At 64.2% G+C, this 22,272-nt stretch carries 28 protein-coding genes and 2 tRNA genes; 15 read left to right on the top strand and 15 right to left on the bottom strand.

Going from position 1 to position 22,272, the window contains the following annotated elements; all coding sequences use genetic code 11:
- Positions 1-76 precede the first annotated feature (76 nt).
- The 8 genes from mdh to sdhC all read right to left on the bottom strand — a co-directional run bounded on the left by mdh (position 77) and on the right by sdhC (position 7,595).
- Entirely contained in the window at positions 77-1,039 is a 963-nt protein-coding gene (mdh, locus tag BN1233_RS02630) for a malate dehydrogenase (RefSeq protein WP_046861889.1), read from the bottom strand.
- Between the two features lie 235 nt (positions 1,040-1,274).
- Entirely contained in the window at positions 1,275-1,889 is a 615-nt protein-coding gene (locus BN1233_RS02625) for a TetR/AcrR family transcriptional regulator (protein ID WP_046861888.1), read from the bottom strand.
- A gap of 100 nt (positions 1,890-1,989) precedes the next feature.
- The gene (gene zapE / locus BN1233_RS02620; protein WP_046861887.1) at positions 1,990-3,174 is read right to left on the bottom strand and encodes a cell division protein ZapE; all 1,185 of its coding nucleotides are present in this window, start codon (positions 3,172-3,174) and stop codon (positions 1,990-1,992) included.
- Between the two features lie 182 nt (positions 3,175-3,356).
- Positions 3,357-3,947: an AprI/Inh family metalloprotease inhibitor gene (locus BN1233_RS02615; protein ID WP_046861886.1), complete on the bottom strand. Its 591-nt coding sequence runs from the start codon at positions 3,945-3,947 to the stop codon at positions 3,357-3,359.
- Between the two features lie 114 nt (positions 3,948-4,061).
- Positions 4,062-4,844 (bottom strand): succinate dehydrogenase iron-sulfur subunit, encoded by a 783-nt coding sequence (locus tag BN1233_RS02610; RefSeq protein WP_046861885.1) that lies wholly within the window; start codon positions 4,842-4,844, stop codon positions 4,062-4,064.
- Positions 4,845-4,870: 26 nt separating this feature from the next.
- Complete coding sequence (gene sdhA, locus BN1233_RS02605; protein WP_046861884.1) at positions 4,871-6,694, bottom strand: succinate dehydrogenase flavoprotein subunit; 1,824 nt, start codon at positions 6,692-6,694, stop codon at positions 4,871-4,873.
- A gap of 67 nt (positions 6,695-6,761) precedes the next feature.
- Positions 6,762-7,175, bottom strand: coding sequence for a succinate dehydrogenase, hydrophobic membrane anchor protein (sdhD, locus tag BN1233_RS02600; RefSeq protein WP_046861883.1), 414 nt, complete (start codon positions 7,173-7,175; stop codon positions 6,762-6,764).
- A gap of 21 nt (positions 7,176-7,196) precedes the next feature.
- Positions 7,197-7,595, bottom strand: a complete 399-nt coding sequence (gene sdhC / locus BN1233_RS02595) for a succinate dehydrogenase, cytochrome b556 subunit (RefSeq protein WP_046861882.1) — start codon at positions 7,593-7,595, stop codon at positions 7,197-7,199.
- Positions 7,596-7,824: 229 nt separating this feature from the next.
- Between sdhC and BN1233_RS02590 the strand changes: the two genes are divergently transcribed.
- Positions 7,825-8,781 (top strand): LysR family transcriptional regulator, encoded by a 957-nt coding sequence (locus BN1233_RS02590; protein ID WP_082145101.1) that lies wholly within the window; start codon positions 7,825-7,827, stop codon positions 8,779-8,781.
- On the opposite strand, the gene BN1233_RS02585 is transcribed toward BN1233_RS02590, so the two are convergent.
- From BN1233_RS02585 to BN1233_RS02570, 4 genes are read right to left on the bottom strand one after another with little or no spacing between them, the layout of a single operon-like run.
- Positions 8,727-9,776 carry a MaoC family dehydratase gene (locus tag BN1233_RS02585; protein ID WP_046861881.1) on the bottom strand — a complete coding sequence of 350 codons (1,050 nt, stop codon included), beginning with the start codon at positions 9,774-9,776 and terminating at the stop codon, positions 8,727-8,729. The two genes, BN1233_RS02590 and BN1233_RS02585, sit on opposite strands and share 55 nt — an antisense overlap.
- A 37-nt stretch (positions 9,777-9,813) precedes the next feature.
- Positions 9,814-10,719 carry a bifunctional methylenetetrahydrofolate dehydrogenase/methenyltetrahydrofolate cyclohydrolase FolD gene (gene folD / locus BN1233_RS02580; RefSeq protein ID WP_046861880.1) on the bottom strand — a complete coding sequence of 302 codons (906 nt, stop codon included), beginning with the start codon at positions 10,717-10,719 and terminating at the stop codon, positions 9,814-9,816.
- Positions 10,716-11,039 (bottom strand): DUF167 family protein, encoded by a 324-nt coding sequence (locus BN1233_RS02575; RefSeq protein WP_046861879.1) that lies wholly within the window; start codon positions 11,037-11,039, stop codon positions 10,716-10,718. The genes folD and BN1233_RS02575 overlap by 4 nt, the downstream gene beginning before the upstream one ends.
- Positions 11,040-11,050: 11 nt before the next feature.
- Entirely contained in the window at positions 11,051-11,341 is a 291-nt protein-coding gene (locus BN1233_RS02570; RefSeq protein WP_046861878.1) for a YggT family protein, read from the bottom strand.
- Positions 11,342-11,487: 146 nt separating this feature from the next.
- Between BN1233_RS02570 and BN1233_RS02565 the strand changes: the two genes are divergently transcribed.
- The 10 genes from BN1233_RS02565 to BN1233_RS42580 all read left to right on the top strand — a co-directional run bounded on the left by BN1233_RS02565 (position 11,488) and on the right by BN1233_RS42580 (position 17,756).
- Positions 11,488-11,563 (top strand) — tRNA-Ala (locus tag BN1233_RS02565).
- 174 nt (positions 11,564-11,737) lie between these two features.
- Positions 11,738-12,679: a tyrosine-type recombinase/integrase gene (locus BN1233_RS02560; protein ID WP_244470846.1), complete on the top strand. Its 942-nt coding sequence runs from the start codon at positions 11,738-11,740 to the stop codon at positions 12,677-12,679.
- A gap of 463 nt (positions 12,680-13,142) precedes the next feature.
- The gene (locus tag BN1233_RS50460) at positions 13,143-13,271 is read left to right on the top strand and encodes a hypothetical protein (RefSeq protein ID WP_280139428.1); all 129 of its coding nucleotides are present in this window, start codon (positions 13,143-13,145) and stop codon (positions 13,269-13,271) included.
- A gap of 301 nt (positions 13,272-13,572) precedes the next feature.
- Positions 13,573-13,788, top strand: a complete 216-nt coding sequence (locus BN1233_RS02555; protein ID WP_046861876.1) for a DUF6894 family protein — start codon at positions 13,573-13,575, stop codon at positions 13,786-13,788.
- A gap of 133 nt (positions 13,789-13,921) precedes the next feature.
- Positions 13,922-14,200 carry a hypothetical protein gene (locus tag BN1233_RS02550; RefSeq protein WP_046861875.1) on the top strand — a complete coding sequence of 93 codons (279 nt, stop codon included), beginning with the start codon at positions 13,922-13,924 and terminating at the stop codon, positions 14,198-14,200.
- Positions 14,201-14,431: 231 nt separating this feature from the next.
- The gene (locus BN1233_RS02545) at positions 14,432-14,869 is read left to right on the top strand and encodes a hypothetical protein (RefSeq protein WP_048708849.1); all 438 of its coding nucleotides are present in this window, start codon (positions 14,432-14,434) and stop codon (positions 14,867-14,869) included.
- Between the two features lie 394 nt (positions 14,870-15,263).
- Positions 15,264-15,854, top strand: coding sequence for a hypothetical protein (locus tag BN1233_RS46600; RefSeq protein WP_046861873.1), 591 nt, complete (start codon positions 15,264-15,266; stop codon positions 15,852-15,854).
- A gap of 339 nt (positions 15,855-16,193) precedes the next feature.
- The gene (locus BN1233_RS02535) at positions 16,194-16,901 is read left to right on the top strand and encodes a recombinase family protein (protein ID WP_046861872.1); all 708 of its coding nucleotides are present in this window, start codon (positions 16,194-16,196) and stop codon (positions 16,899-16,901) included.
- A gap of 28 nt (positions 16,902-16,929) precedes the next feature.
- Positions 16,930-17,160: a hypothetical protein gene (locus tag BN1233_RS02530; RefSeq protein WP_046861871.1), complete on the top strand. Its 231-nt coding sequence runs from the start codon at positions 16,930-16,932 to the stop codon at positions 17,158-17,160.
- 302 nt (positions 17,161-17,462) lie between these two features.
- On the top strand, positions 17,463-17,756 hold the full coding sequence (locus tag BN1233_RS42580; RefSeq protein ID WP_147706931.1) for a hypothetical protein: 294 nt from the start codon (positions 17,463-17,465) through the stop codon (positions 17,754-17,756).
- 48 nt (positions 17,757-17,804) lie between these two features.
- On the opposite strand, the gene BN1233_RS02520 is transcribed toward BN1233_RS42580, so the two are convergent.
- Positions 17,805-18,146, bottom strand: coding sequence for an RNA polymerase sigma factor region1.1 domain-containing protein (locus tag BN1233_RS02520; RefSeq protein WP_244889820.1), 342 nt, complete (start codon positions 18,144-18,146; stop codon positions 17,805-17,807).
- 492 nt (positions 18,147-18,638) lie between these two features.
- On the opposite strand from BN1233_RS02520, the gene BN1233_RS02515 reads away from it, so the two are divergent.
- The 3 genes from BN1233_RS02515 (at position 18,639) to BN1233_RS50935 (ending at position 19,528) form a co-directional block, all read left to right on the top strand.
- The gene (locus tag BN1233_RS02515; protein ID WP_046861869.1) at positions 18,639-18,914 is read left to right on the top strand and encodes a hypothetical protein; all 276 of its coding nucleotides are present in this window, start codon (positions 18,639-18,641) and stop codon (positions 18,912-18,914) included.
- 216 nt (positions 18,915-19,130) lie between these two features.
- Positions 19,131-19,206 (top strand) — tRNA-Ala (locus tag BN1233_RS02510).
- Positions 19,207-19,261: 55 nt separating this feature from the next.
- Positions 19,262-19,528 (top strand): DUF6538 domain-containing protein, encoded by a 267-nt coding sequence (locus BN1233_RS50935; RefSeq protein WP_425311669.1) that lies wholly within the window; start codon positions 19,262-19,264, stop codon positions 19,526-19,528.
- Here the strand turns inward: BN1233_RS50935 and BN1233_RS49465 are convergent.
- A complete protein-coding gene (locus BN1233_RS49465; protein ID WP_244470848.1) occupies positions 19,525-19,722 on the bottom strand; it encodes a nucleotidyl cyclase domain-containing protein in 198 nt (65 codons plus the stop codon). The genes BN1233_RS50935 and BN1233_RS49465 overlap by 4 nt on opposite strands.
- Entirely contained in the window at positions 19,719-20,837 is a 1,119-nt protein-coding gene (locus BN1233_RS02500) for an alpha/beta fold hydrolase (protein WP_244470849.1), read from the bottom strand. The genes BN1233_RS49465 and BN1233_RS02500 overlap by 4 nt, the downstream gene beginning before the upstream one ends.
- Positions 20,838-21,452: 615 nt before the next feature.
- Between BN1233_RS02500 and BN1233_RS48195 the strand changes: the two genes are divergently transcribed.
- Positions 21,453-22,272 (top strand): phospholipase A2 family protein (locus BN1233_RS48195; RefSeq protein WP_046861867.1); only part of this gene is annotated, 820 nt, incomplete at its 3' end.

The raw sequence follows: 22,272 nt of genomic DNA, 5'->3' as shown, positions 1-22,272 counted from the left end.
AGAATCCTCTCGGGGCCGCGCGGCCGCTCTCGTTAGGGGTGCTCCGGGCCGAAGCCCGGAGTTGTGGCGATCGGGATCAGGCCAGGGCCGGATTGATCTGCTTGCAGGCGTCCACGAGGCTCTGCACCGACGCGACCGACTTCTCGAACATCGCCTTCTCGTCGCCCGAGAAGGAGACCTCGACGATGCGCTCGACGCCGTTGGCGCCGATCACGATCGGCACGCCGACGAACAGGCCGTTGACGCCGTACTGGCCGGTCAGCGCCGCCGCGCAGGGCAGCACGCGCTTCTTATCGCGGAGATAGCTCTCCGCCATCGCGATCGCGGAGGCCGCCGGTGCGTAGAAGGCCGAACCGGTCTTGAGAAGATTCACGATCTCGCCGCCGCCCTTGCGGGTCCGCTCGACCATGGCGTCGAGCTTCTCCTGGGTCGTCCAGCCCATCTTCACGAGATCGGGGAGCGGAATGCCGGCAACCGTGGAGTAGCGCACCAGCGGAACCATGTCGTCGCCGTGGCCGCCGAGCACGAAGGCCGTCACGTCCTCGACGGAAACCCCGAAGGCCTCTGCAAGGAAGTGGCGGAAGCGGGCCGAGTCGAGGACGCCGGCCATGCCGACGATCTTGTGCGACGGGAGGCCCGAGAACTTCTGCAGCGCCCAGACCATCGCGTCGAGCGGGTTGGTGATGCAGATCACGAAGGCGTTCGGCGCATATTGCTTGATGCCATTGCCGACGGCTTCCATCACCTTGAGGTTGATGCCGAGCAGGTCGTCGCGGCTCATGCCGGGCTTGCGCGGCACGCCAGCCGTGACGATCACGACATCGGCGCCCTCGATGGCGGCGTAGTCCTGGGTGCCACTGAAGCGGGAGTCGAAGCCCTCGACGGGCGCCGATTCCGCGATATCCAGGGCCTTGCCCTGGGGAATGCCTTCCGCGATGTCGAAGAGCACGACGTCGCCGAGTTCCTTCAATCCTACGAGATGGGCGAGGGTGCCGCCGATCTGGCCGGCGCCGATGAGCGCGATCTTGTGACGGGCCATGAGCTATCCTTGATATCGGGCTCCGCACAGGGCACGAGCCGGGCAGGGAGTGCGGGTCAATATCCGCAGGAGCGAGGGCGCTTCAAGCCAGTAAATGGTTAAGAACTAAGGGATTCCAGGCACAGAGACACGTGCGGAGCGATCGCGCGAAGGAATACTTCAGCCGCTGCAATAGGTTGGCGCGCGCGGCCCGCTCGTCAAGAACTGGTTACATTTCGCCGAAAATGTAACTCGCTCAGACGAATCCGTAGGCGAGCGCGCGCAGAATGACCCTGATGGCGGCTGCGAGCCGCTGCCCGAGAAGGTCGGGCGGGACTTCGGAATCGAGGCGGACGGCCACGGGATTGATGAAGCGGAAAGCGGCATCGCTCACGAAGGCCAGGGCACGGTCCCGATCCTGCGGATCGAACTTGCCGGTCGCGATCCCCTCGTCGACCACGCGTTCGATGAGGTGCCGCAAGCGAGTCCGGTGCTTCCGGATCAGGGGCCGGGAGGTTTCCGCCGCTGTGCAATAGACATCGAACAAGTGCCGGTTCTCGGCGAGCAGGGCGCGGTGCGCGCGCGCCAGGGCGAGGATCAGCCGTTCGAGCTTGTCGTCCGCCGGATCCGGAGCATCGGCGACGACCGCGAGCGACGTCTCGAGCTCGGCGAGCCATCGCCCCGCAACCGCATCCACGAGGGCAGCCTTGGACGGAAAATACCGATAGACGTTGGCATGCGTCATGCCCGCTTCTTCGGCCACGGCGACGACGGTGACCTGCTTGGGGCCGAGGCGCTTGAGACGGTCCGCGGCGATGGCGAGGAGCTTCGCATCGGCGGTCGTCGCGCGTGCGGCAGGTCGAGCACTCACGTCTCGACGAGTCCCCTGCACAGGATCATCGTGGCGCACCCACGCTGGTGAGCGACGGCGACATCCCGTCTTCTGGCGCCCGGAGCGTGAAGGTCGTCGCTCACGTTTCCACGAGTCCTCCGGTCCCGGGCTCCTCCTCTTCGGTGCGACCGTGCGGGAGCGCCAGATATTCCTCGGACCGCATCTCGATGAGCCGCGAGACGGTCCGGTCGAACTCGAATGCCTCGCGCCCCGTTTCGGCCCGGTAGAGCTCCGTAGCCTCGCCCTCTGCGGAGGCGAGGAGCTTCACGCGCGCCTCGTAGAGCGCATCGATGAGGATGATGAAGCGCTTCGCCTCATTGCGCCGCTCCAAATCCATCTGTGGGATGCCGTCGAGGATGAGCGTGTGGAAGTCCCGGGAGATCTCCAGGTAATCCGCCGCGCCGAGCGGGAGCCCGCATAGATCCCTGAATTCGAAACGCGCCACGCCGCCGGCCGCCTGGGGTATCCACACGGGATGCCCTTGGACGGTCAGGCGGACGGGGTCACCGCGGCTGCGCCCCGCCAGCCGCGTGAAGGCATGGTCGAGCGCCGTACGCGCAGCCTCGTCGTCCGGCACGTACCAGACCGGGCTGCCGGCCAGCTTCTCGAGGCGGAAATCCGTCCGCGCGTCGAGACGGACGATGTCGAGGCGCTCCTCGAGCATATGGATGAAGGGGACGAACAGCGTGCGGTTGAGCCCGCCCTCGTAGAGACGGGACGGCTCGACATTCGAGGTCGCCACGACGACGACTCCGGCCTCGAAGAGCGCGGAGAAGAGCCGGCCGAGGATCATCGCGTCCGCGATGTCCGTCACCGTGAACTCGTCGAAGCAGAGGACCCAGGTCTCCTCGGCGATCGCCGCGGCAACCGGGCGGATCGGATCGTCGCCTTTCACCTGGCCGGCCTTCAGCTTCTGTCGCCAAGCATGGATGCGCGCGTGCACATCCGCCATGAAGGCGTGGAAATGGACCCGCCGCTTGCGACGGATAGGCAGCGCCGCAAAGAACAGGTCCATGAGCATCGTCTTACCGCGCCCGACGGAGCCCCAGACGTAAAGACCGCGCGGAAGCGGTGGTGACGAACGGCGCGCAAACAGCCAGCCGAGAGGTCTTGATTTGCGCGCGAAGCGGTAGTCGGCGAGTTGCAGGCAGAGCGCGTCGAGGCGGCGGACGAGCGCCACCTGGGCCGGATCGCGCTCGAGCGTGCCCGAGTCCACGAGAGCCTCGTAGCGTGCGACGACCGGATGGGTGAGGATCGAGGACAAGGGCTGGAGGGGCTCTTCTTCGGAAGGGTCGAGTGTCCCCCCTCACCCGGCTGCTGCGCAGCCGACCTCTCCCTCCGGGAGAGAGGTGAAAAGGGCGACGCCGCACGTCACCTCTCCCTCGACGGGAGAGGGCGCCCCGAAGGGGCGGGTGTGGGTGGCGGCGCGACGGGCCAGGACGAGCCTCACCGCGTCATGCGCAACGGCGCGCCGGACTTCGCGAGGACGCCATCGAGAGAGCCGGAACCGCCGCGCAGGCGCGCGGCGACGGCGCCGCCGGGCTGGTAGAGATAGACCTCGCCGTCGCGGTATTCCCAGGCCGAGATCCGGGCGAGATCCTTGTTCGAGCAGCCCGAGGTGGAGGCCTTGTAGAGATCGAGTGCCGGGGTGCTCGACAATTGCACGCGGCAGGACCCGCCCGATGCCTCGCGGGCTGTCCAGCCGCCGACGAGGGCGGAGCGGCTGGGCCGCGACGGTGCGGCCGCGGGAGGCGGCGACGGCAGGGCGGCAATGTCGCCCGGAGCCGCGCCCGCGGAGGGCGCTCCGTAATCGCCGGAGGGTGGTGGCAGAGACTCTCCCGCAAGCGGCGGCAGCGGCTCGGCATAGACGGGCCCTGACGGGACCGGCTCGACGGGTTCGGGCATCGGTGCGGGCTCCGCCATGGCCCCGCCCATCGCACCGGGGCGGTAGGGGTCCATGCGCGCCGACGATGCGCAGGCGGACAAGAGAAGCGGCGCGCCGAGAATGGCGGCGAGGAGAACAACCTGTCGGTTCATGGCGGCCTCATGAGGTCACCGGATCATCCGGCGGGAACTTCTCCCCATCATGATCGCGCGCGCGACGCAAACAAAAACGTCGCGATGTGCGCCAGCGGGATCGCGCAAGGTCGGTCAGACCGCCCGTGCGATCATCATCTTCTTGATCTCCGCGATCGCCTTTGCAGGATTGAGACCCTTCGGGCAGGTATTCGCGCAATTCATGATCGTGTGGCAGCGATAGAGACGGAAGGGATCGTGCAGGTTGTCGAGCCGCTCGCCGGTCGACTCGTCGCGGGAATCGATGAGCCAGCGATAGGCCTGCAGGAGCGCCGCCGGGCCGAGGAAGCGATCGCCGTTCCACCAGTAGCTCGGGCAGGATGTCGTGCAGCAGGCGCACAGGATGCATTCGTAGAGGCCGTCGAGTTTCTGGCGCTCTTCCGGCGTCTGCCGCCACTCGGTTTCGGGCGTCGCGGTTTGGGTCTGCAGCCACGGCTCGATGGAGGCATGCTGCGCGAAGAAGCTCGTGAGATCGGGCACGAGATCCTTCAGCACCGGCATGTGCGGCAGCGGATAGATCTTGATCGTGTCGGACTGGCAGTCGTCGATGCCGAGCGTGCAGGCGAGCGTGTTTTGCCCCATGATGTTCATGGCGCAAGATCCGCAGATGCCCTCGCGGCAGGATCTCCGGAAGGTCAGCGTCGGATCGACCTTGTTCTTGATCCACAGGAGCGCATCGAGAACCATCGGCCCGCAATCGTCGCGATCGACATGATAGGTATCGATGCGCGGATTGGCGCCGTCGTCGGGATTCCACCGGTAAATGCGGAATTCCTGCAGGCGCGTCGCGCCGGCGGGCTTCGGCCAGGCCTTGCCCTCGGTCATCCGGGAGTTCTTCGGCAGCGAAAATTGAGCCATCGGGGGCAGTCCTGAGTCTCGATCGATCAGTACACGCGAGCCTTGGGCTCGATGTACTGGATCTCGTTCGTCATCGTGTAGGTGTGCACGGGCCGGTAGTCGATGCTCACCGTGTGGGCGCTCTCATCGAGCCAAGCCAACGTGTGCTTCATCCAGGTTTTGTCGTCGCGATCCGGGAAGTCCTCGCGGGCATGGGCGCCGCGCGATTCCGTGCGGTTCAGGGCGCTCTCCATCGTGACGACGGCCTGCCCGAGCAGGTTGTCGAGCTCGAGCGTCTCGAGGAGGTCGGTGTTCCAGATCAACGAGCGGTCGGTGACGCGGACGTCGTGGACGCCGCGCCAGACGTTGTGAATGAGATCGCGGCCTTCCTGCAGGACCTCGCCGGTGCGGAAGACCGCGCAATTGTTCTGCATGGTCTTCTGCATCTCGAGACGCAGTTCCGCGGTCGGCGTGCCGCCATTCGCGTGGCGGAAATGGTCGAGACGCGCGATCGCGGGCTCGTCCGCGCCATTCGCGAGATCGCGGTGCTTCTCGTTCGGCGTGAGGATCTCGGCGCAGCGCAGGCCGGCGGCACGTCCGAAGACGACGAGATCGATCAGGGAATTGGAGCCGAGGCGGTTCGCGCCGTGCACCGAGACGCAGGCCGCCTCGCCGAGCGCCATCAGGCCCGGCACCACATGATCGGGATTGCCGTCCTTCAGGGTCAGCACCTCGCCATGATAATTCGTCGGGATGCCGCCCATGTTGTAATGGACCGTCGGCAGGACCGGGATCGGCTCCTTCGTGACGTCGACGCCCGCGAAGATCTTCGCGCTTTCCGAGATGCCCGGCAGCCTGTCGTGCAGGATCTTCGGGTCGAGGTGGTCGAGATGCAGGTGGATGTGATCCTTGTTGCGGCCGACGCCGCGGCCGGCGCGGATCTCCATCGTCATCGCGCGCGAGACCACGTCGCGGGAGGCGAGGTCCTTCGCGGAGGGCGCATAGCGCTCCATGAAGCGCTCGCCCTCGCTGTTCGTGAGATAGCCGCCCTCGCCGCGCGCGCCTTCGGTGATCAGGCAGCCTGCGCCGTAGATGCCGGTCGGGTGGAATTGCACGAACTCCATGTCCTGGAGCGGCAGGCCGGCGCGCAGCACCATGGCGTTGCCGTCGCCGGTGCAGGTATGGGCCGAGGTCGCGGAGAAATAGGCACGCCCGTAACCGCCCGTGGCGAGGATCGTCATATGCGCGCGGAAGCGGTGGATCTCGCCGGTCGACTGGTTGAGCGCGACGACTCCACGGCAGCGGCCGTCCTCCATGATGAGGTCGAGGGCGAAATACTCGATGAAGAAGTTCGTCTGGTTGCGGACCGCCTGCCCGTAGAGCGTGTGCAGGATGGCGTGGCCCGTGCGGTCGGCGGCCGCGCAGGTGCGCTGCGCGGTGCCCTTGCCGTAGTCGGTCGTCATGCCTCCGAACGGCCGCTGGTAGATCTTGCCCTCGTCCGTGCGCGAGAACGGCACGCCCCAGTGCTCGAGCTCGTAGACGGCATCCGGCGCGTTGCGGCACAGATACTCGATGGCGTCCTGGTCGCCGAGCCAGTCCGATCCCTTCACGGTATCGTACATGTGCCAGCGCCAGTCATCGGGGCCCATATTGCCGAGCGCCGCCGAGATGCCGCCCTGCGCCGCGACCGTGTGCGAGCGGGTCGGGAACACCTTCGTGATGCAGGCCGTGCGCAGGCCCGCCTGCGAGCAGCCGACCGTCGCCCGTAAGCCCGCGCCGCCGGCACCCACGATGACGACGTCGAAGGTGTGGTCCACGATCGTGTAGGCCCGTCCGTTCACCACGGGGCCGTTCGTTCCATTGCTGGCCATGGGCATTACCTCTCGAATGGGACGGTCGGACGATCCGGCCGGGACCGAACTTGCAAGCGCCCGGACATCAGAGGATCCGGCCGAGGCTGACTTTGAGGATGGCGTAGAGGCAGGCGACCGCGATGATCACGGCGTAGAAGTTGTTCGCGATCACCGCGACGATCTTCCAGCCTTTGTCGTGGACGTAATCCTCGATGATGATCTGCATGCCGAGCCGCATGTGGTTCGTCACAGAGATCACGGCGAGGATGAGGAGGATCGCGACGAGCGGATGCGAGACGATCGAGATCGCCCGCGCGTAATCGGATCCCGCGAGGCCCGCGACGATGATCACGAAGGAGATCACCAGAGGGATGTTCGAGACCGCGGTGACGCGGTGGATCCACCAATGCTCCACGCCGTGCCCGGCCGCGCCGAGCCCCTTCACGCGCGCCAGCGGCGTGCGCATCGTGCGAGACGTGTCGTAGCGGGTGTCGACCATGTTCGCCCTCGCCTGATTGTCTTAGAAGGACAGGAACGCCACGACCCAGACCAGGATCGTCAGCACCACCGAACCGATGAGCGTGAATCGTGCCATCGCGAAGCGCTCCCGGCGCTCCATCCCGTGCCCGAAATCCCAGACGAGATGGCGGACGCCGCCGAGCATGTGATGGAGGAGCACCCAGGTGTAGCCGAACAGGATCAGGATGCCGATCGGCGAGCCGAAGAACCACTGGACGGCCTCGAAGGCCGAGGGGCCGGAGGCGAGGGCGACGAGCCAGATCGCGAGCAGCGCGATCCCGACATAGAGCGCCGCTCCCGTCGCCCGATGGACGATGGACATCGCCATCGTCCAGGTCAACCGGTAGATCTGCAGGTGGGGCGACAGGGGTCGCGGGGCGGATGCTTTCACCTCGGCCATGCCTTGCTCCGGGCTCGGTTGCGACTGCGGCCCATCGGGTTCCCGGCAGGGTACCGCTGGACCGCCATAAAGGGCAGGTTCAGCGCGGCGGCAATGGCGGCACGCGCATGCGCCCGGGAGCGCAAAACCATGCCTTCGCGGTCCGCGAACCTTGATCCGGGATGCCCCCTGGGGCAATGCGTGATTCCGATAGGCTGGCTTCGCGAATTGTGAAGGGTCGCCCACACACATGCATTTCGACCTCGTCGACCTCAATCTCTTCCGGCACGTCGTGGAGGCCGGGTCGATCACCCGCGGGGCTGGGCGCGCCAATCTCGCGCTCGCAGCCGCTTCGACCCGGATCCGGGCCATGGAGCAGTCGCTCGGGGCGGATCTTCTGGTCCGGGCCCGGCTCGGTGTCACCCCGACCGCCGCCGGCCGGGTGCTCCTCCAGCACGCGCGGGCGGTGCTCGCCCAGACCCAGCGCCTCCAGGAGGACCTCAGCGCCTTCACGGGTGGGCTCGCGGGCCAGATCCGCCTGTTGTCGAACACCAATGCGCTCACCGAATTCCTGCCCGAGGCCCTCGGGGCCTTCCTCGCCGCGCATCCGCAGGTGATCATCGATCTCGAGGAGCGGCTCTCCGACGAGATCGTCGGTCTCGTCGCCGAAGGCGTCGGCGATATCGGGATCGTGGCCGGCACCGTCGACACCGGGGGGCTGCTTGCCTTCCCGTTCCGCAGCGACCGCTTCGTTCTCGTGGCGCCCGTCGGTCATCCGCTCGCCGCCCGGGAGGAGATCGCCTTCGCGGATGCGCTTGGGCACGATTTCGTCGGCCTCGACCGGGCAAGCGCGCTGCAGCGCTTCCTGGCCGACAAGGCGAGCCGGATCGGCCGGCCCCTGCGCCTGCGGGTCCAGCTCCGGAGCTTCGATGCCGTCTGCCGGATGGTCGAGGGGAATGTCGGGCTCGGGATCGTGCCCGAGTCGACGGCGCAGCGCGCCGAGAAGACGATGGCGATCAGACCGGTGCGCCTCAGCGACTCCTGGGCGCTTCGGGAGCTCACGATCTGCGTGCGCAACCTCGAGGGCCTCTCGACCCCGGCCCGGCAGCTCGTCGAGCACCTCCGGGGGAGCGAGGGTACGGCCGCGGAGCCCTATCGCGGCAGCAGCACCCAGACGTCGAGATCGAGGATCACGTCGGAGCCGTAGGCCTCGCCCGTCTTGAGTGGGAAATCCCCGCAGGGGCGGTTTTTGGTGGCGACCTGCCGCAAGCGGAGCGCCCCGACATCGCTGCGGCCCGAAATCTCGGCCCGGTCGAGCACCTCGCTCCAGGCGTAGACCGTGTCGCCGGCAAAGAGCGGCGCGACATGGCGACCGCCATTGATGGCGGCGACGTGGAAGGCGTTCGCGAGGCCGTTGAAGGACAGGGCGCGGGCGAGCGAGATCACGTGGCCGCCATAGATCAGCCGCCGCTTGAAGCGCCCGGACTGGGCCGCGAAGAGGTCGAAATGCACCTTCGCGGTGTTCTGGTAGAGCCTCGTGGCGAGCTGGTGCTCCGCCTCCTCGACCGTCATGCCGTCGACATGGTCGATCCGCTCGCCGACGGCGTAATCCCCGAAACGGTAGGGGCTCCCCGCGAGAACCGTATTGTAGGCGCCGGGCGCGAGCTGCGGGCAGGCTGCGCCGAGCCGGTCCGGCGCGACGGCCTTCGGGAGGTCCGGCACGTGCTCTTCGCGGAGCGAGGCCGCCTCGTCGCGCTTGCGCACCAGCACCCAGCGGCAATAGCTCAGGACCGCGTCGCCGGTCTCGTCGAACCCCGTCGAGCGGACATAGACGACGCCCGTCTGCCGGCTCGAGCTCTCCTTGACGCCGATGACCTCGGAGACCGCTAACAGCGTCGTGTCCGGAAAGACGGGCTTGAGGAAGCGCCCGTCCGCGTAGCCGAGATTGGCGACGGCGTTGATCGAGATGTCCGGCACGGTCTTCCCGAACACCATGTGGAAGACGAGCCAGTCATCGAGGGGACTCGCCGGATAGCCGAGGCTGCGGGCGAAGACATCCGACGACTGTACCGCGAAGCGGGAGCCGTAGAGCGCCGCGTAGAGCGTCGCATCAGCTGTGCTGACGGTGCGCGGGGTCGCGTGCCGGATCGTTTCTCCGATCCGGAAATCCTCGAGGAAGCGGCCCGCATCGGTCTTGCTCATGGCGCGTGCTCCAGCGCTGGCGGATCGGGTGGGCTTGTCATGCCGTCGTCGCAGACCATCGCTCCGGTGGAAGCCCCCGCCGGCGGCAGGCGGCCTCGAGGGTGTTGCGCAACAGGCAGGCGATCGTCATCGGCCCGACCCCGCCCGGGACCGGCGTGATCGCGCCCGCGACGTCGACGGCCTCTGCAAAGGCGACGTCCCCGACGATGCGCGTCCTCCCCTCCCCGGCCGCCGGGTTCGGCACGCGGTTGATGCCGACATCGATGACTGTCGCGCCCGGCTTCAGCCAGTCACCGCGCACGAGTTCCGGACGCCCCACAGCGGCGACGAGCACATCCGCCCGCCGACAGACCTCCGGCAGGTTCCGGGTGCGGGAATGCGCGACCGTGACGGTGCAGTTTTCCCGGATCAGGAGCTGCGCCATCGGCTTGCCGACGATCGCCGAGCGCCCGATCACGACGGCATCAAGGCCGGTGAGGTCCGGCCGGATGGAATGCAGGAGAAGCAGGCAGCCGAGCGGCGTGCAGGGCACGAAGCCGGGCGTTCCCGTGAGGAGGCGCCCTGCATTGACGGGGTGGAAGCCGTCGACGTCCTTTGCGGGGTCGATCGCCTCGATGACTGCTTGGGCGTCGATCTGCGGCGGTAGCGGAAGCTGGACGAGGATGCCGTCGACGTCCGGGTCCGCATTGAGCTTCGCGACGAGGGCGAGGAGCTCGTCCTGGGTCGTGGAGGCCGAGAGCGCATGGTCGAAGGAGCGCATGCCGGCTTCGACCGTCTGGCGCATCTTGCTGCGCACGTAGATCTGGCTCGCCGGATCGTCGCCGACGAGCACGACGGCGAGGCCCGGCCGCAGGCCCTGCGGGGCGAGATCCGCGACGGCGGCGCCGATCCGCGCCCGCCAGGACGCCGCGATGGCCTTTCCGTCGATGAGGGTGGCTGTCATGCGGGGGCTCCGAAAAGCCCGGAGAGCGCGGCCGAGAGCGCCGTCGGATCCCCGGACACGAACAGGGTTTTCACGCGCGCCGTAGCGCCGGCACGAAGGCTGACCGCCGAGGCCGGGCGACCGAGCGCCTTTGCGAGGAGCCGGCAGACCGCCTCGTTGGCGGCTCCGTCCTCCGGGGCCGCGCGGACCCGGACCCGCAGCACCTGCTGCCCGTCGGACAGGGCCTCGACGCCGTCGAGCGCGTCACGCCCACCCCGGGGCGTGACGCGGATACGCAGGGTGAGCCCGTCCGGAGCGGCGCTCCAGGCCGCCTCCGCCAAGGGCTCGCCCTCTAGAAGGCCATGGCGCCGAAGAGCTCGAAGATCAGGTTGCGGATGAAGAACAGGCCGAGAATCAGGATGACCGGCGAGATGTCGATCCCGCCGAGATTGGGCAGGACGTTCCGGATCGGCCTCAAGGCCGGCTCCGTGATCCGGTAGAGGAACTCGCCGACCTGCGCGACAATCGGGTTGCGCATGTTCACGACGTTGAAGGCGATCAGCCAGCTGAGAATCGCGCTCGCGATCAGGATGTAGATGTAGAGCGTGATGACCGTATCGATGAGCCACAGGATCGAGCGCATGCCTCTGCCAGTCCTCTCTCTCCGCCGGGCTTCCGGGCCCCGCGCCAGGCCATCGGTTTAAATCACAATTGACATCGCCGCGACCCCAAGCCTACAAGGCCGCCGCTCGGTTGGCGACCGGACCCATGGGTCGCCCTGCCTGGACCGGGGCTGTAGCTCAGATGGGAGAGCGCTGCAATCGCACTGCAGAGGTCAGGGGTTCGAATCCCCTCAGCTCCACCAAGGGTTAACTGGCTGAACCACCTTCGATTTTGGTTCAGTAGGCCAACCCCTCAAGACAGCAAGATTGGTCGATCCGTCACAGCGTTGTCACAGCTGGACGGAACACACATGGCTTCCATTCGTAAGCGCGGCTCCTCCTGGCAAGCCCAGGTGCGCCGTGAAGGTTACCCTCCCTTGTCCAAGTCCTTTGCCTCCAAGGCCGATGCCATGGCTTGGGCGAGAGACAAGGAGCGCTCAATCGACCGTGCCGAGATTCCGACGAACTCGCGGGAACTGAAGGGAATGACGGTAGGTGACCTACTGCGCCGCTACAGTGAGACTATCACCCCAACCAAGCGAGGAGCAGGACCCGAGCAATACAGGCTCAGAACCCTTCTGGCGCACGGTCTCTCCTATGTAACCCTTAGCAAGCTCTCCCCGGCTGCTGTGGCCCAATACCGGGACGACCGCCTGAAGCTCGTCAAACCAGGAACTGTCAGGCGTGAGCTTGCCATCCTCCAGCACTGCTTTGAGCTCGCCAGGAAGGAATGGGGCTTACCCATCACCGCCAATCCTGTTCAACAGATCACACTCCCTGAGCCCCAGAAAGCCCGTGAGAGGCGGTTGGAAGCCGATGAGGGGCAGTGTCTTGCCTCATCGTTGGCAACGACTTCTGTCTGGTATCTCCGCCCTCTGGTCCTCCTTGCCATCGAGACCGGGATGCGCCGGGGAGAACTCCTGTCGATCAGGTGGCGGGACGTAGACATGACTGCTCGCACTGTCCGCATCCTGAAGACCAAGAACGGTCATCCTCGCACGATCCCACTCACACCCAAGGCCCTTGAGGTCTTGGCCTCGCTGACCAGGACAGACGAGCGGGTGTTCCCGGTGACACCCAATGCAGTGCGCCTTGCATGGGAGAGGTTGAGGCGAAGGGCTGGCCTTCCCGACCTACGGCTACATGACCTCAGGCACGAGACTGTGAGCCGCTTCTTTGAGTATGGCCTCACGGTCCCTGAGATAGCGTTGATCAGCGGTCACAGGGACCAGCGTATGTTGAGCCGCTACACCCATCTGAGGCCGGAGAACGTGGCTGAGAGGCTGGCGAGGGTGGCGCCTGACCGAAGCCCCCTCTGATCCCTAGGACTGCATCTTAGGCCGCCCTGCTGGTGGTCTCTTGCGGTTCTGAACGTCACCTCCGCCGTGCTGACGCTCCTGAGGTGATCTCGGGAGTGTCTCAACAGAATTGAGCAGATGCTCTGAAATACTCGAGGGCTGCCCTTTGCACGGAAAGGAGGGCTCACCATCTAGCGGTTGCGGACTGCCTCTATGTCCCCGCATTCCCCCCGAGTGCTTGGTCCGCAAACTCCATGACCTGATGTTAGGCCGCCCCGGTGACGAGCCGGGGCCTCTTCTGGGGTGTTGCTCACCAGAGCTTCACAAGCACACCAAGGTGACGAGATCCCTCGGACGGGCGGAGGTGAACTATTCTTGTGGGCGGTTCCTCGGGGTGTGAGCCGGGTGCGCCATCGCACTTCGTCTAGGAAACTCCCGAGCATGATCTGCTGGCCAGCGGTTCCCGCTCTGAAGGGGATGAGCGATGACCACAACCGACTCCTACGATACCGCCAGCAGCCTCACGGACCGTCGTTTCCCTCTGTTCCCGATGCTCGTCGGCGGTCTCGCGGCTCTGAACGTGACCTCGGTGGTGCTGACGCTCCTGGGGTGATCCTGGGAGCGGTGGACAAGACCGAGCGGCTCCTCGGCTGCGCACCGGCGCGGCAGAGTCAATGCCTCCGGGACAGGCTCACTGCTGCGTCAGGTCCAACAACACCAACGAGCCCTTTACCGGCATTCTTGAAGCATGGGGTGGCTCTCGGTTTACCTCGACCGTGCTGGGCGAGATGGGACCCGCGACTACACGCCGATGGACTGGAGGCGTAGGCAGTAGGGTCGAACGCGCCAGCTTTCTTCAGCTCCTCCCAGTCGAAGGCCGGGAACAGGCACCGATGTGTCGTTGTTGCCCTGCCATGCCGCGCTTCTTCTTTGATGTCCATGACGGTGACGGTTTCACGCCCGATCATGAAGGGATTGAGCTCAAAGACATCCATGCGGCCGAGGCTGAAGCCGTGCGTGCCCTTCCTGACGGGGACCGGCGTGACTTCGTTGTGAATGTGCGAGACGCGGCTGGACGGACGCTCGTGAGGGTCAGGCTGACATTGGCCGTCGAGCAGATCTCCGAGTAGCGAGATTCCCAGCGAACGACGCTACTGCTGCCGGTCCAAAGGAGACCCTTGAGCGGCCTTTTGAGAGACACTCCTACGACCCCGGTCTCCCAAATCGCGCAACAGCAGGACAAGATTCGTGAGGAGAACGGGCATGGAAGAGGCACAGGCAGAACCAGCCGAATCGGCACAAGCCAGGATCCCGGCCGCCCAGCAGGCAACTGACGCCATCCGCGAGGCCCTCGGGCTGGCCCATGAGGCTCTAGATCGGGCGGTCTACGTCAACGGTGCCGGAGTCCTCTCTGACCCGTCGGCGACGAGCGACGATGTCAGGGCTGCCCTCGAGCAGCTTGAGCGGGTCCAAGCCCTCCTCGCCGCAACTACCTGGCCGACAGCCGACGACTACGACGCCGAAGACTACGACGAGGTGTGAGGCCGATCTCCTGGATGCGGTTCAATGTCGATGTCGCTGTGGCTGGTAGTGACCACCTCGCACAAGGTGCCACGCCGTTCGCAGAAGCGTATTCGTGAAACAGTGCCAGCACCCGCTTTCCCTTCGGGGTCAGAAACATGATCTTGACGCCCCTGGACAGGAGAGGACCAAACGAAAATAGTCGGTGCCGTGCCCGCCCGCTTCACGGGGCGGCATCGTCAGGGGAAAGCCATGATGACTCGGATATGCGCATTCAACCTCGTCGTCGGCTTCCTGGCCGCGTCGAGCCCCACCGCCGTCGCGCAGCAGCCCTACCCCGATCTCAAGGGAACCTGGATCGGACCGGGGCAGTCCGTCACCCAAGGCAAAATGGGCCATTGGCCCAACACGGGTGAGACCGGACCGGTCTTCCGCGAGGGCTCCTGGACCCTCATCGTCACCCGGCAGGAGGGCAACCGGTTCACGGGCTCGCATGGGCTGACGGAGGGCACGGGGCACGATCCGATCCTCGGCGTGATCCGGGCCGATCAGAAGACCATCCACATGGTCGACGACGACGGCACCTTCCTCACGATCCTGACCGGGCCGAACACGATGGAGATGTGCCGAACCGAGGTCACCGCCGCCTCGCGTGTCGTGGGCTGCCGGCAACTTACTCGCCAGAGGTGACAGATCTCATCGGCCTGCTTCTTCTCCCTCAAGGATCGTCTGATGCGTCCTCTATGCCCCCTGAGCCACCCGAAGACCTCCTTGGGACGCTTGGTGGTGAGGTCCACGAGCTGGTCCTGGAAGGCCTCGGTCCCGCTGACCATCGATTCCCGCTCCTAGCGGAGCTCGTCGGCTTGCTTGCGTTCGATCCCCAAGGTCGCGGTGGGGCATCCACCTGGGCGGCCCGGACCCTCTTGGGGGAGGTTCAGCCTCCTGGGGAGACAGGCCCCCTCACGGAGAAGACCCCAGGGGGGGTCGCCCTTCGAGACCTAGAGTCCCTGGAGATCTCCAGAGCGGTTCACTGCTGCCCCTGGTCCAACAACACCAACGGACCCTTTAGCGGCATTTTGGAAGCATGGGCGGCACTGGCATACGAGGGCTGCTGGCTCACAGATGGGACCCGCTGCAGACGGCCACTTGGTTCAGCGGGTCGGAAGTTGTCGGTTCAACCTCGCCTCTCGGCTCTACGGCGTTTGTTTTCCTCGATCTGCCCCGGAATGGTGTAGAGGGTCTCAAGCAGAATGACCGTGAAATCCTCAAGGTCACGGGCCTCCAGGTGTGTGATGCCTTCGGAAGCGTGAGCAGCGTCGTTACCGTCCTCCCGAACACAATCAACCAGTTATCCGAGGTGCTGCGAAAGCTTTCCGTGGGCCAGGAGCCAATCCAGCCTGAGCTTCAGATCCTTTCTGACCTTCCAAGCGATGTAGTCAGGGTGGCTCTTGTCTTCCGGGTCGGGCTGAGGTGGCAGAAGTGGACGGGTGGCACTGTCCAAGACCTTTCTGAACATCGTGCCACTGGCGTCGAAGCAGTCGACGACAAGGCATCGCGCAGCCTCATCGAAAATCCGTTTCAACTCCACTGGAACGTGGTCAGGACAGCGGCGACTTCTGGGGACCGCAACGAGCACCTGCTTGTCGTTGATGAAACCGTCGACATTTCCCGATAGCTCGGTCGGAGAGTGAGTGTGCGAGCCCCAGTCGACTAGGAACGTGCTTCCTCCGCTACAGCGGCGGCACCGGGAGAAGAACTCATGCCCATCGCTTTTCCTACCGTAATGGTCGCTGGCTAATACCCAGATGCATCCCTCTAGATCGAACGTCACATGCGTCGCCCCACATCTTGGGCAATCTGCCACAAACTCTGCCATCTCCGCCCCCTGCACTACCCGGCTTCGAGTCGTCTTCTGTCACTACGATCCAGGAATGTAAGATTCAATGATACCGTAGAGCTTGCATAACAGCCATTCGTTGGTATGGTTGATTTACACATCCGCCGGACCCGACCAATGACCCCCTCCCGCACTGCTGTCGCCTACTACCGTGTCTCGACCAAGAAGCAGGGCCGCAGCGGTCTCGGCCTGGAAGCCCAGCAGGAAGCCGTGATGCGGTTCGCCGCCTCCGAGGGCCTGGAGATCGTCGAAGAGTTCACGGAGGTTGAGACCGGCAAGGGCTCTGATGCCCTGGAGCAGCGTCCTCATCTCGCTGCGGCCATCGAGAAGGCTCGCCGCCTCAACGCTCCGGTGATCACCGCCAAACTCGACCGGCTCTCCCGTGACGTGCACTTCATCTCGGGCCTGATGAAGCATCGGGTGCGCTTCGTGGTGACGGAGCTCGGGGCCGATGCTGATCCGTTCATGCTCCACCTCTATGCTGCCCTGGCCGAGAAGGAGCGGTCCCTGATCTCCGAGCGGACCAGGGCTGCCCTAGCAGCGGCGAAGGCGCGTGGCGTGAAGCTGGGGAGCCCCAAGGGTGCCGCACATCTCAAGGGCAGGGGCAATCGGGAGGCCGTCGAGGCAGTCTCCAGGGGAGCTCGGGATCGAGCCAGGATGCTTGCCAGGGTCCTTGAGGAGCTACGAGCGGAGGGGATCACCTCGGCAAACGCAATAGCAATGGCTCTGAACGACCGTCGCATCACGACTCCTCGTGGGGGCAAGTGGACAGCAAGGAGCGTCCTGAACGTCTTGGGACGCCTGGAAGGGGCGGCAGATGAGTGACATCTGCAAGGAGATGTCCCAGGGCTAAGTGCAGTTCTGGTCGACCACAATCGCGGACAGCTACGAAGACCCGCCACCCTGGAGCAAGGAGACCTGGATCGTGGCCTCCGAGGAGGAGATCTCAAACATCATGCTGATCTGGTCGGGCCTGACCGCGATGTGGCACGCCCATGGCCTCGATGAGCACTACGACTTCTTCCAGGATGTCGTGAAGCAGTGGGAGGGACTGCGTTCTCGTCCAGGACGAGGTGTGGGATGATCGGCCCATGATGTCCGAGACGATCGCTCCCATGAGGTAGAGGTGAAGGAGCGGCTCAGAGCTCTCGTGTCGATCTATGAGGGCCCAGGAAACAGGTGGGGTGATCACCAGGGGCGGTCCAATCCCTTCTCGGTTAGCTGGCTCGAGAAGCAAACCCCGGAGGAACTCAAGCGCATCCGAGCGTCAACCGAGCACTTCTTTAAGGCAGTAGCCAAGACACCGGCTGCTCAAAACGCTTGGACAACCTTCGAGACAGCACGGAAACACCTGAAGGGAGACCGGTATGCCAAAGGATGGATCCCGTGCAACACAAAGGCCACCAACGACTACATCGAGAAGCGATCCCGGCCTACCTGTGTAACGTCTTCCCCGATCCCATGATCAAGGGCTACTTCGCGGACCGAGGGGTTGTGGTCGATGAAGCAAGCTATGCCCTGTCTGAGATGCTTCAGTGGATCTGGCGCAGTCAGATCAGGCGTGGCGATCCGATCACCGCCTTCGTCCTATCGGCCAGGATGAGGATGCTCCTCCGGTGGTGGCTGGATCCCTCCAAGGACATCGTTGTCGTAACACCGGAGTATTCGCTGGCGGCCTAGACGTGCCTCCGAGCGGTCAACTCATCCAACACAAGTATCTCCATGCCTTCACTGGCCGGGGTCGACGATGGTCAGCGGGGGCACAGGCATTGGCATCCAGTGGGTCGGCTTACAGGTCCTGCCAGTAGGAGTTCGCCAGACGGTGCCGTCCCAGAAGCCCTCAAACACGCTGACGTAGATCGCTGTGGCGGCGAACTGGTCGTCCTCGGCCCTGTCGGCCTTGTCTGTCCCCACAACGTCGATGCCCATCTCGGACAGTTGGTCGAGAACGTCCTCAATCTGCTCCCGCGAGAAGTCCTCCGGGGATAGGACCTCCGTCAATTCATCGTATGTGATGTAGCCTCGCCTCTCCACGAGCTCAATCATTCGCCGGACGGCGGCATCGATCACATCACGCAATGGCCCGCCGCTCATGCTTCCACGACGGAGTGGACGAGGATAGAGCAGGAGCGGCCTACCGATTTCGCTGGGTGCAGTGGCGATCGGTTGCCATCCTGCCATCGAAGCCTCCTGCACTGAACAACGTCTGCGCTGTCGATCCTGTCATCTCTGAAGGACGAATTGCGAGTCAGCCGATTGGGCTATTTGATGGGTCATGCGACCCGACGAGCCAAGGCGTCGAGCCACATCTCGTCTTGACGCCTTGGTCGCACATCGCTGGTGCGCCACAACTCGATCACCTCCGGACGTCATCAGCCGGGTGGGCTGTTACCAAAGAGAGGCGATTCCAGCTAGCTGCTCACCGCTTCACTGGCTCACCCAGGCCTCTACACGAGCATGGGAGGACGGCTGGCAGCGGCGAGACATAGAGGCTCCCGTCCCCTGGCCTCCTGGTGGATCCCTCGGAGCCGCCCCACATCAGTTTCCTCACAGGAGAGCTTGATGATCCTGGACGTTCTCGTTGCGATCCTAGCAGCAGTCGCCGGGTTCCTGGCGGCGATCTGGCTGCTGGTGCTCTGGGCAGGAGAGCGCACGGGAGCGGCATTCGACCGTTCACCTGAGCCCCTGGACCCCATCATCGGCCCCAGAGATCGCATCGTCATTTGTGATGGTGGCGAGCCATTCATTCCGATGCCCGAGCACTTGAGAACCCAGGATGAGATGATCGCCTGGATGACAAAGGAACTCCCGAAGCTGACTGCGAGGGAGACGCCGTAGTTGCCTGACTCAGGCTAGCGAGCATCGAGTTCCTGGACTGCAAGGGCCAGACCTTGTCACACTGGTGTCACAATGAGCCTGGGGCCGTGAGACAGACAGCTCCCAACCAAGCCTGTTGCCTCTTACAGCCATGCTGTTACTATAATCGAGTAAAGGATTGATCCGTCTACTATTTTGAGGTTGGCGACCACCCCCATGGGTCGCCCTGCCTGGACCGGGGCTGTAGCTCAGATGGGAGAGCGCTGCAATCGCACTGCAGAGGTCAGGGGTTCGAATCCCCTCAGCTCCACCAAGGGTTTGAAACTGAACAACAATTTTCGATTTTTGGTGTAAGCTGGCGCACAACGGTGTCGTACACGCTCGCCGCTGATGCGGCATTAAACGCTTGGGACCGTTGCGAAAACAGTCACCGCGACTGTCGCACATCCGCGTCGCACAAGCCGTCCCGAAACCGCCTGAAGCAGCGTCCGACCGGGCACTGGTTGCGCGGGACCGTCTGGCAGTATCGGGTAAGGGTGCCGAGCGACGTTGCTCGGATCATCGGGAAGACAGTGGTCAGCAAGTCTCTCCGAACGTCCTGGTATCGGCCCTCGCCCTCTCTTTCGACCATCTAGCCCATGAGGGAGAACACCCGAACTTCGTCGGATATTCCCTTCAAGGAGCGCGTGCCCTCATCAACAAAACAGAGCCCGGAGCCCGCGACAAGATCGCGGACGGTGCTCGATACGAGCACGTGCCCTCCTTGAGCTTGGGCCGCGATCCGGGCTGCGATGTGGACTGCAATTCCGGCGATATCCGTTCCCTTCAATTCGATCTCGCCCGTGTGCAGGCCACAGCGGACTTGCAAGTCAAGAGAGCGCACCCTCTCGATGATAGCCGCCGCGCACCGAACTGCCCGCGCAGGTCCATCAATGTAGCGAGAAAGCCGTCGCCAAGTGACTTCACCTCCCGCCCGCGGAATCGGGAGATTTCCTGGCGCACGAGGTCGTCGTGCCGGTCCAACAACTCGCGCCAGCGGCGATCGCCAAGGTCCGATGCTTGCTTGGTTGAATCCACGATATCCGTGAGCAACACTGTAGCAAGAATGCGATCCGGCTCTACATCGGGCCGAGAACCGGTCACGAACTCCTGGATTTCGTCGGCGATGTCGTCCGCGTTCTCACCAATGTACGGGAGATGATCCGCCCCGGCGAACTCTGCAAGACGGGCACCCGGAATGTGCTGGGCCAAGTAGCGGCCTGCCTCGACGCTCACTGCGGTGTCCTGCGTCCGATGAATCACCAGCGTCGGAACGCGGATCGCGCTCAACACACTGGAAATCTCGATCTCCTGGTTCATCCGCATGAGGGCGATGGCGGCAGCGGGCGTTGCGCCTACCCGCTCATGGCGCGCCCAGATCCTCTTGAAGCCCGCGTCGTCAGCCAGCGACGGAGCATACTTCCACGCGCTCTCGCCCCTGCCCCATTTCTCCTCGACGTAGCGATAGAACGCAGACAGCTTCTCTTCAGTCGGATACCAGCTCGAGAACTTCGCGAACGCGCCATAGAGAATGAGAGACGAGCAGCGGTCCGGATGGCTCGCCGCGAAAACGGTGGCAAGCGACCCCCCTTCTGAGATGCCGAGCAGAACGGCGCGCTCGGACTGAGCCGCGTCCATCACGGCTCTGGCATCGTCCATGCGCTCGTCGAGGGTCGGCACGGACCCCGCCCGGTCCGAGAGCCCTGTCCCTCGCTTATCGAATACGATCACACGAGCAAAGCGACTGAGCCGCTCCAGCCAGCGTGCTGCGCTCGGATTGTCCCAGGTCTCCTCCACGTTGGAGATGAACCCAGGTACCAGCACGAGATCCACTAAGCCCGTGCCAAAAACTTGATACGCGATGTGAAGATCGCCACTTCTCGCATAGCAGGTGTCGGGCTGCATGGACGTTCCTGCGAACAACGCGTTCAGAGCCGTTGCTGAAAACGGTTGAACACCTCAACAGCCGGGCTTCCGGAGCCGAAGCGACAATGTGGACCACAACCACTTGGCAGCAGTATAGCCACGATCTCCTTTTCTACAAAGCCGATCCGATGAACGCCGGTTCGGCACTTGGATATTAGGTGATCCAAAGTAAGAATGGGACCTCCCCACTAACTGGCTCTTCTGATCAGGCTTCCGGAAACAGCTAAGGCTCATGTAGGGATTCGCTCGGACGAGCAGCGAGCCGAGCTACTTGGGCCCTCAATGGCACCACTGCTTGATGTCTCCGCTCCCATCATATGGGACGACATTGGCCAAGAGACTCGGGCACTCAGCATCTTGAAAACTATGAATGCCCATCCACGGACCGCCCCACTGATTGTCGGAGGTGTGGTCTTGCGACTGCGCCTCTATGAGAGACAATCGACAAGCTTGTTCGTGCCCTGAAACCAACGGGCATGTCTTACCTACCCTGCTCCTGCCCACCGACACAAAAAAGCCGGGATGCCTCGGAAGCCTCGTCGTTGAACATCCTATACCTCAAGTCATCTCCGCGGTGTTTCAGAAGGAAACGGCATGAACGTCAATTGGGAGCTTCTGGTCCCCGGCCCTGGCGGCGTCCTCATTCCCACCTACGGCAACTATGGTGGACCGGGCTATTCCGATGGCGAGGTGCTCGCCTATCCCACTCAGCCTGTAGATTACTCGTCCCCGCCTGTCGATTCCCTCGACACGTTGTTCATGGCTCATGATAGGGCGTATGACTCACTCGATCCCCTCGTCCGCGCCAAGGGCGATCTCGCGCTTCTCGAAGGCATCTCACGGCTTCCGAACGGGCAATTGGACCCGGAAGCCAGTGTCTATGCGGGCTTAGCAACTCTGCTCTACATTCAGCAATTGACCATCGTAAACGATCATCCCGAATTGTTGTCGGAGCAGGCCGCTATTCGCTACACTCGTGGTGCATTGCACGACATCGAACGGGGGCTCGCCAAACTGGATGCATCAGACCACGCTGCCCTTCAGGATTGGCTGGAAGATACGGCCGCGGCTGTGGGCGGGACCGTCGCCGAAGAGGTCGTTGGCCTGTTGAACACCATCGAACTCCATGGATTCCAGGCACGGATCGGCAATTTCCACTTGGCACGGCCAAAACTCGCCGAGGCCGTCAACGATACCTTTGGGCTGCTGTTCACTGCCGGCAATCAGATCTTTGACTTCACTGCTACAACCCACCTCCCCACAGGCCAGCAAATTACCGAAGAGATGCCATCTGGCGACTTCACCGGTACGATAACGCCGCCTCTGGCAGACGGACCATATCAGCAGGAGCACAGTGCAACTCTATCGAGCGACGCAACTCCATCGAGCGAGGCGGCTGGTCTCTCTGTTCCTG

The organism is Microvirga massiliensis (assembly GCF_001006805.1).
Lineage (GTDB): Bacteria > Pseudomonadota > Alphaproteobacteria > Rhizobiales > Beijerinckiaceae > Microvirga > Microvirga massiliensis.
This window is presented reverse-complemented; position numbering and strand designations above follow the sequence as displayed.

What these genes read in the sequence shown, in the direction of transcription:
- mdh (WP_046861889.1), bottom strand. Translation starts at nt 1,039, where the DNA reads ATGGCCCGTCACAAGATCGCGCTCATCGGCGCCGGCCAGATCGGCGGC.
- BN1233_RS02615 (WP_046861886.1), bottom strand. Translation starts at nt 3,947, where the DNA reads ATGAACCGACAGGTTGTTCTCCTCGCCGCCATTCTCGGCGCGCCGCTT.
- BN1233_RS02610 (WP_046861885.1), bottom strand. Translation starts at nt 4,844, where the DNA reads ATGGCTCAATTTTCGCTGCCGAAGAACTCCCGGATGACCGAGGGCAAG.
- sdhA (WP_046861884.1), bottom strand. Translation starts at nt 6,694, where the DNA reads ATGGCCAGCAATGGAACGAACGGCCCCGTGGTGAACGGACGGGCCTAC.
- sdhD (WP_046861883.1), bottom strand. Translation starts at nt 7,175, where the DNA reads ATGGTCGACACCCGCTACGACACGTCTCGCACGATGCGCACGCCGCTG.
- sdhC (WP_046861882.1), bottom strand. Translation starts at nt 7,595, where the DNA reads ATGGCCGAGGTGAAAGCATCCGCCCCGCGACCCCTGTCGCCCCACCTG.
- BN1233_RS02590 (WP_082145101.1), top strand. Translation starts at nt 7,825, where the DNA reads ATGCATTTCGACCTCGTCGACCTCAATCTCTTCCGGCACGTCGTGGAG.
- BN1233_RS02585 (WP_046861881.1), bottom strand. Translation starts at nt 9,776, where the DNA reads ATGAGCAAGACCGATGCGGGCCGCTTCCTCGAGGATTTCCGGATCGGA.
- folD (WP_046861880.1), bottom strand. Translation starts at nt 10,719, where the DNA reads ATGACAGCCACCCTCATCGACGGAAAGGCCATCGCGGCGTCCTGGCGG.
- BN1233_RS02570 (WP_046861878.1), bottom strand. Translation starts at nt 11,341, where the DNA reads ATGCGCTCGATCCTGTGGCTCATCGATACGGTCATCACGCTCTACATC.
- BN1233_RS50460 (WP_280139428.1), top strand. Translation starts at nt 13,143, where the DNA reads ATGACCACAACCGACTCCTACGATACCGCCAGCAGCCTCACGGACCGT.
- BN1233_RS02555 (WP_046861876.1), top strand. Translation starts at nt 13,573, where the DNA reads ATGCCGCGCTTCTTCTTTGATGTCCATGACGGTGACGGTTTCACGCCC.
- BN1233_RS02550 (WP_046861875.1), top strand. Translation starts at nt 13,922, where the DNA reads ATGGAAGAGGCACAGGCAGAACCAGCCGAATCGGCACAAGCCAGGATC.
- BN1233_RS02545 (WP_048708849.1), top strand. Translation starts at nt 14,432, where the DNA reads ATGATGACTCGGATATGCGCATTCAACCTCGTCGTCGGCTTCCTGGCC.
- BN1233_RS46600 (WP_046861873.1), top strand. Translation starts at nt 15,264, where the DNA reads ATGGGCGGCACTGGCATACGAGGGCTGCTGGCTCACAGATGGGACCCG.
- BN1233_RS02535 (WP_046861872.1), top strand. Translation starts at nt 16,194, where the DNA reads ATGACCCCCTCCCGCACTGCTGTCGCCTACTACCGTGTCTCGACCAAG.
- BN1233_RS02515 (WP_046861869.1), top strand. Translation starts at nt 18,639, where the DNA reads ATGATCCTGGACGTTCTCGTTGCGATCCTAGCAGCAGTCGCCGGGTTC.
- BN1233_RS02500 (WP_244470849.1), bottom strand. Translation starts at nt 20,837, where the DNA reads ATGCAGCCCGACACCTGCTATGCGAGAAGTGGCGATCTTCACATCGCG.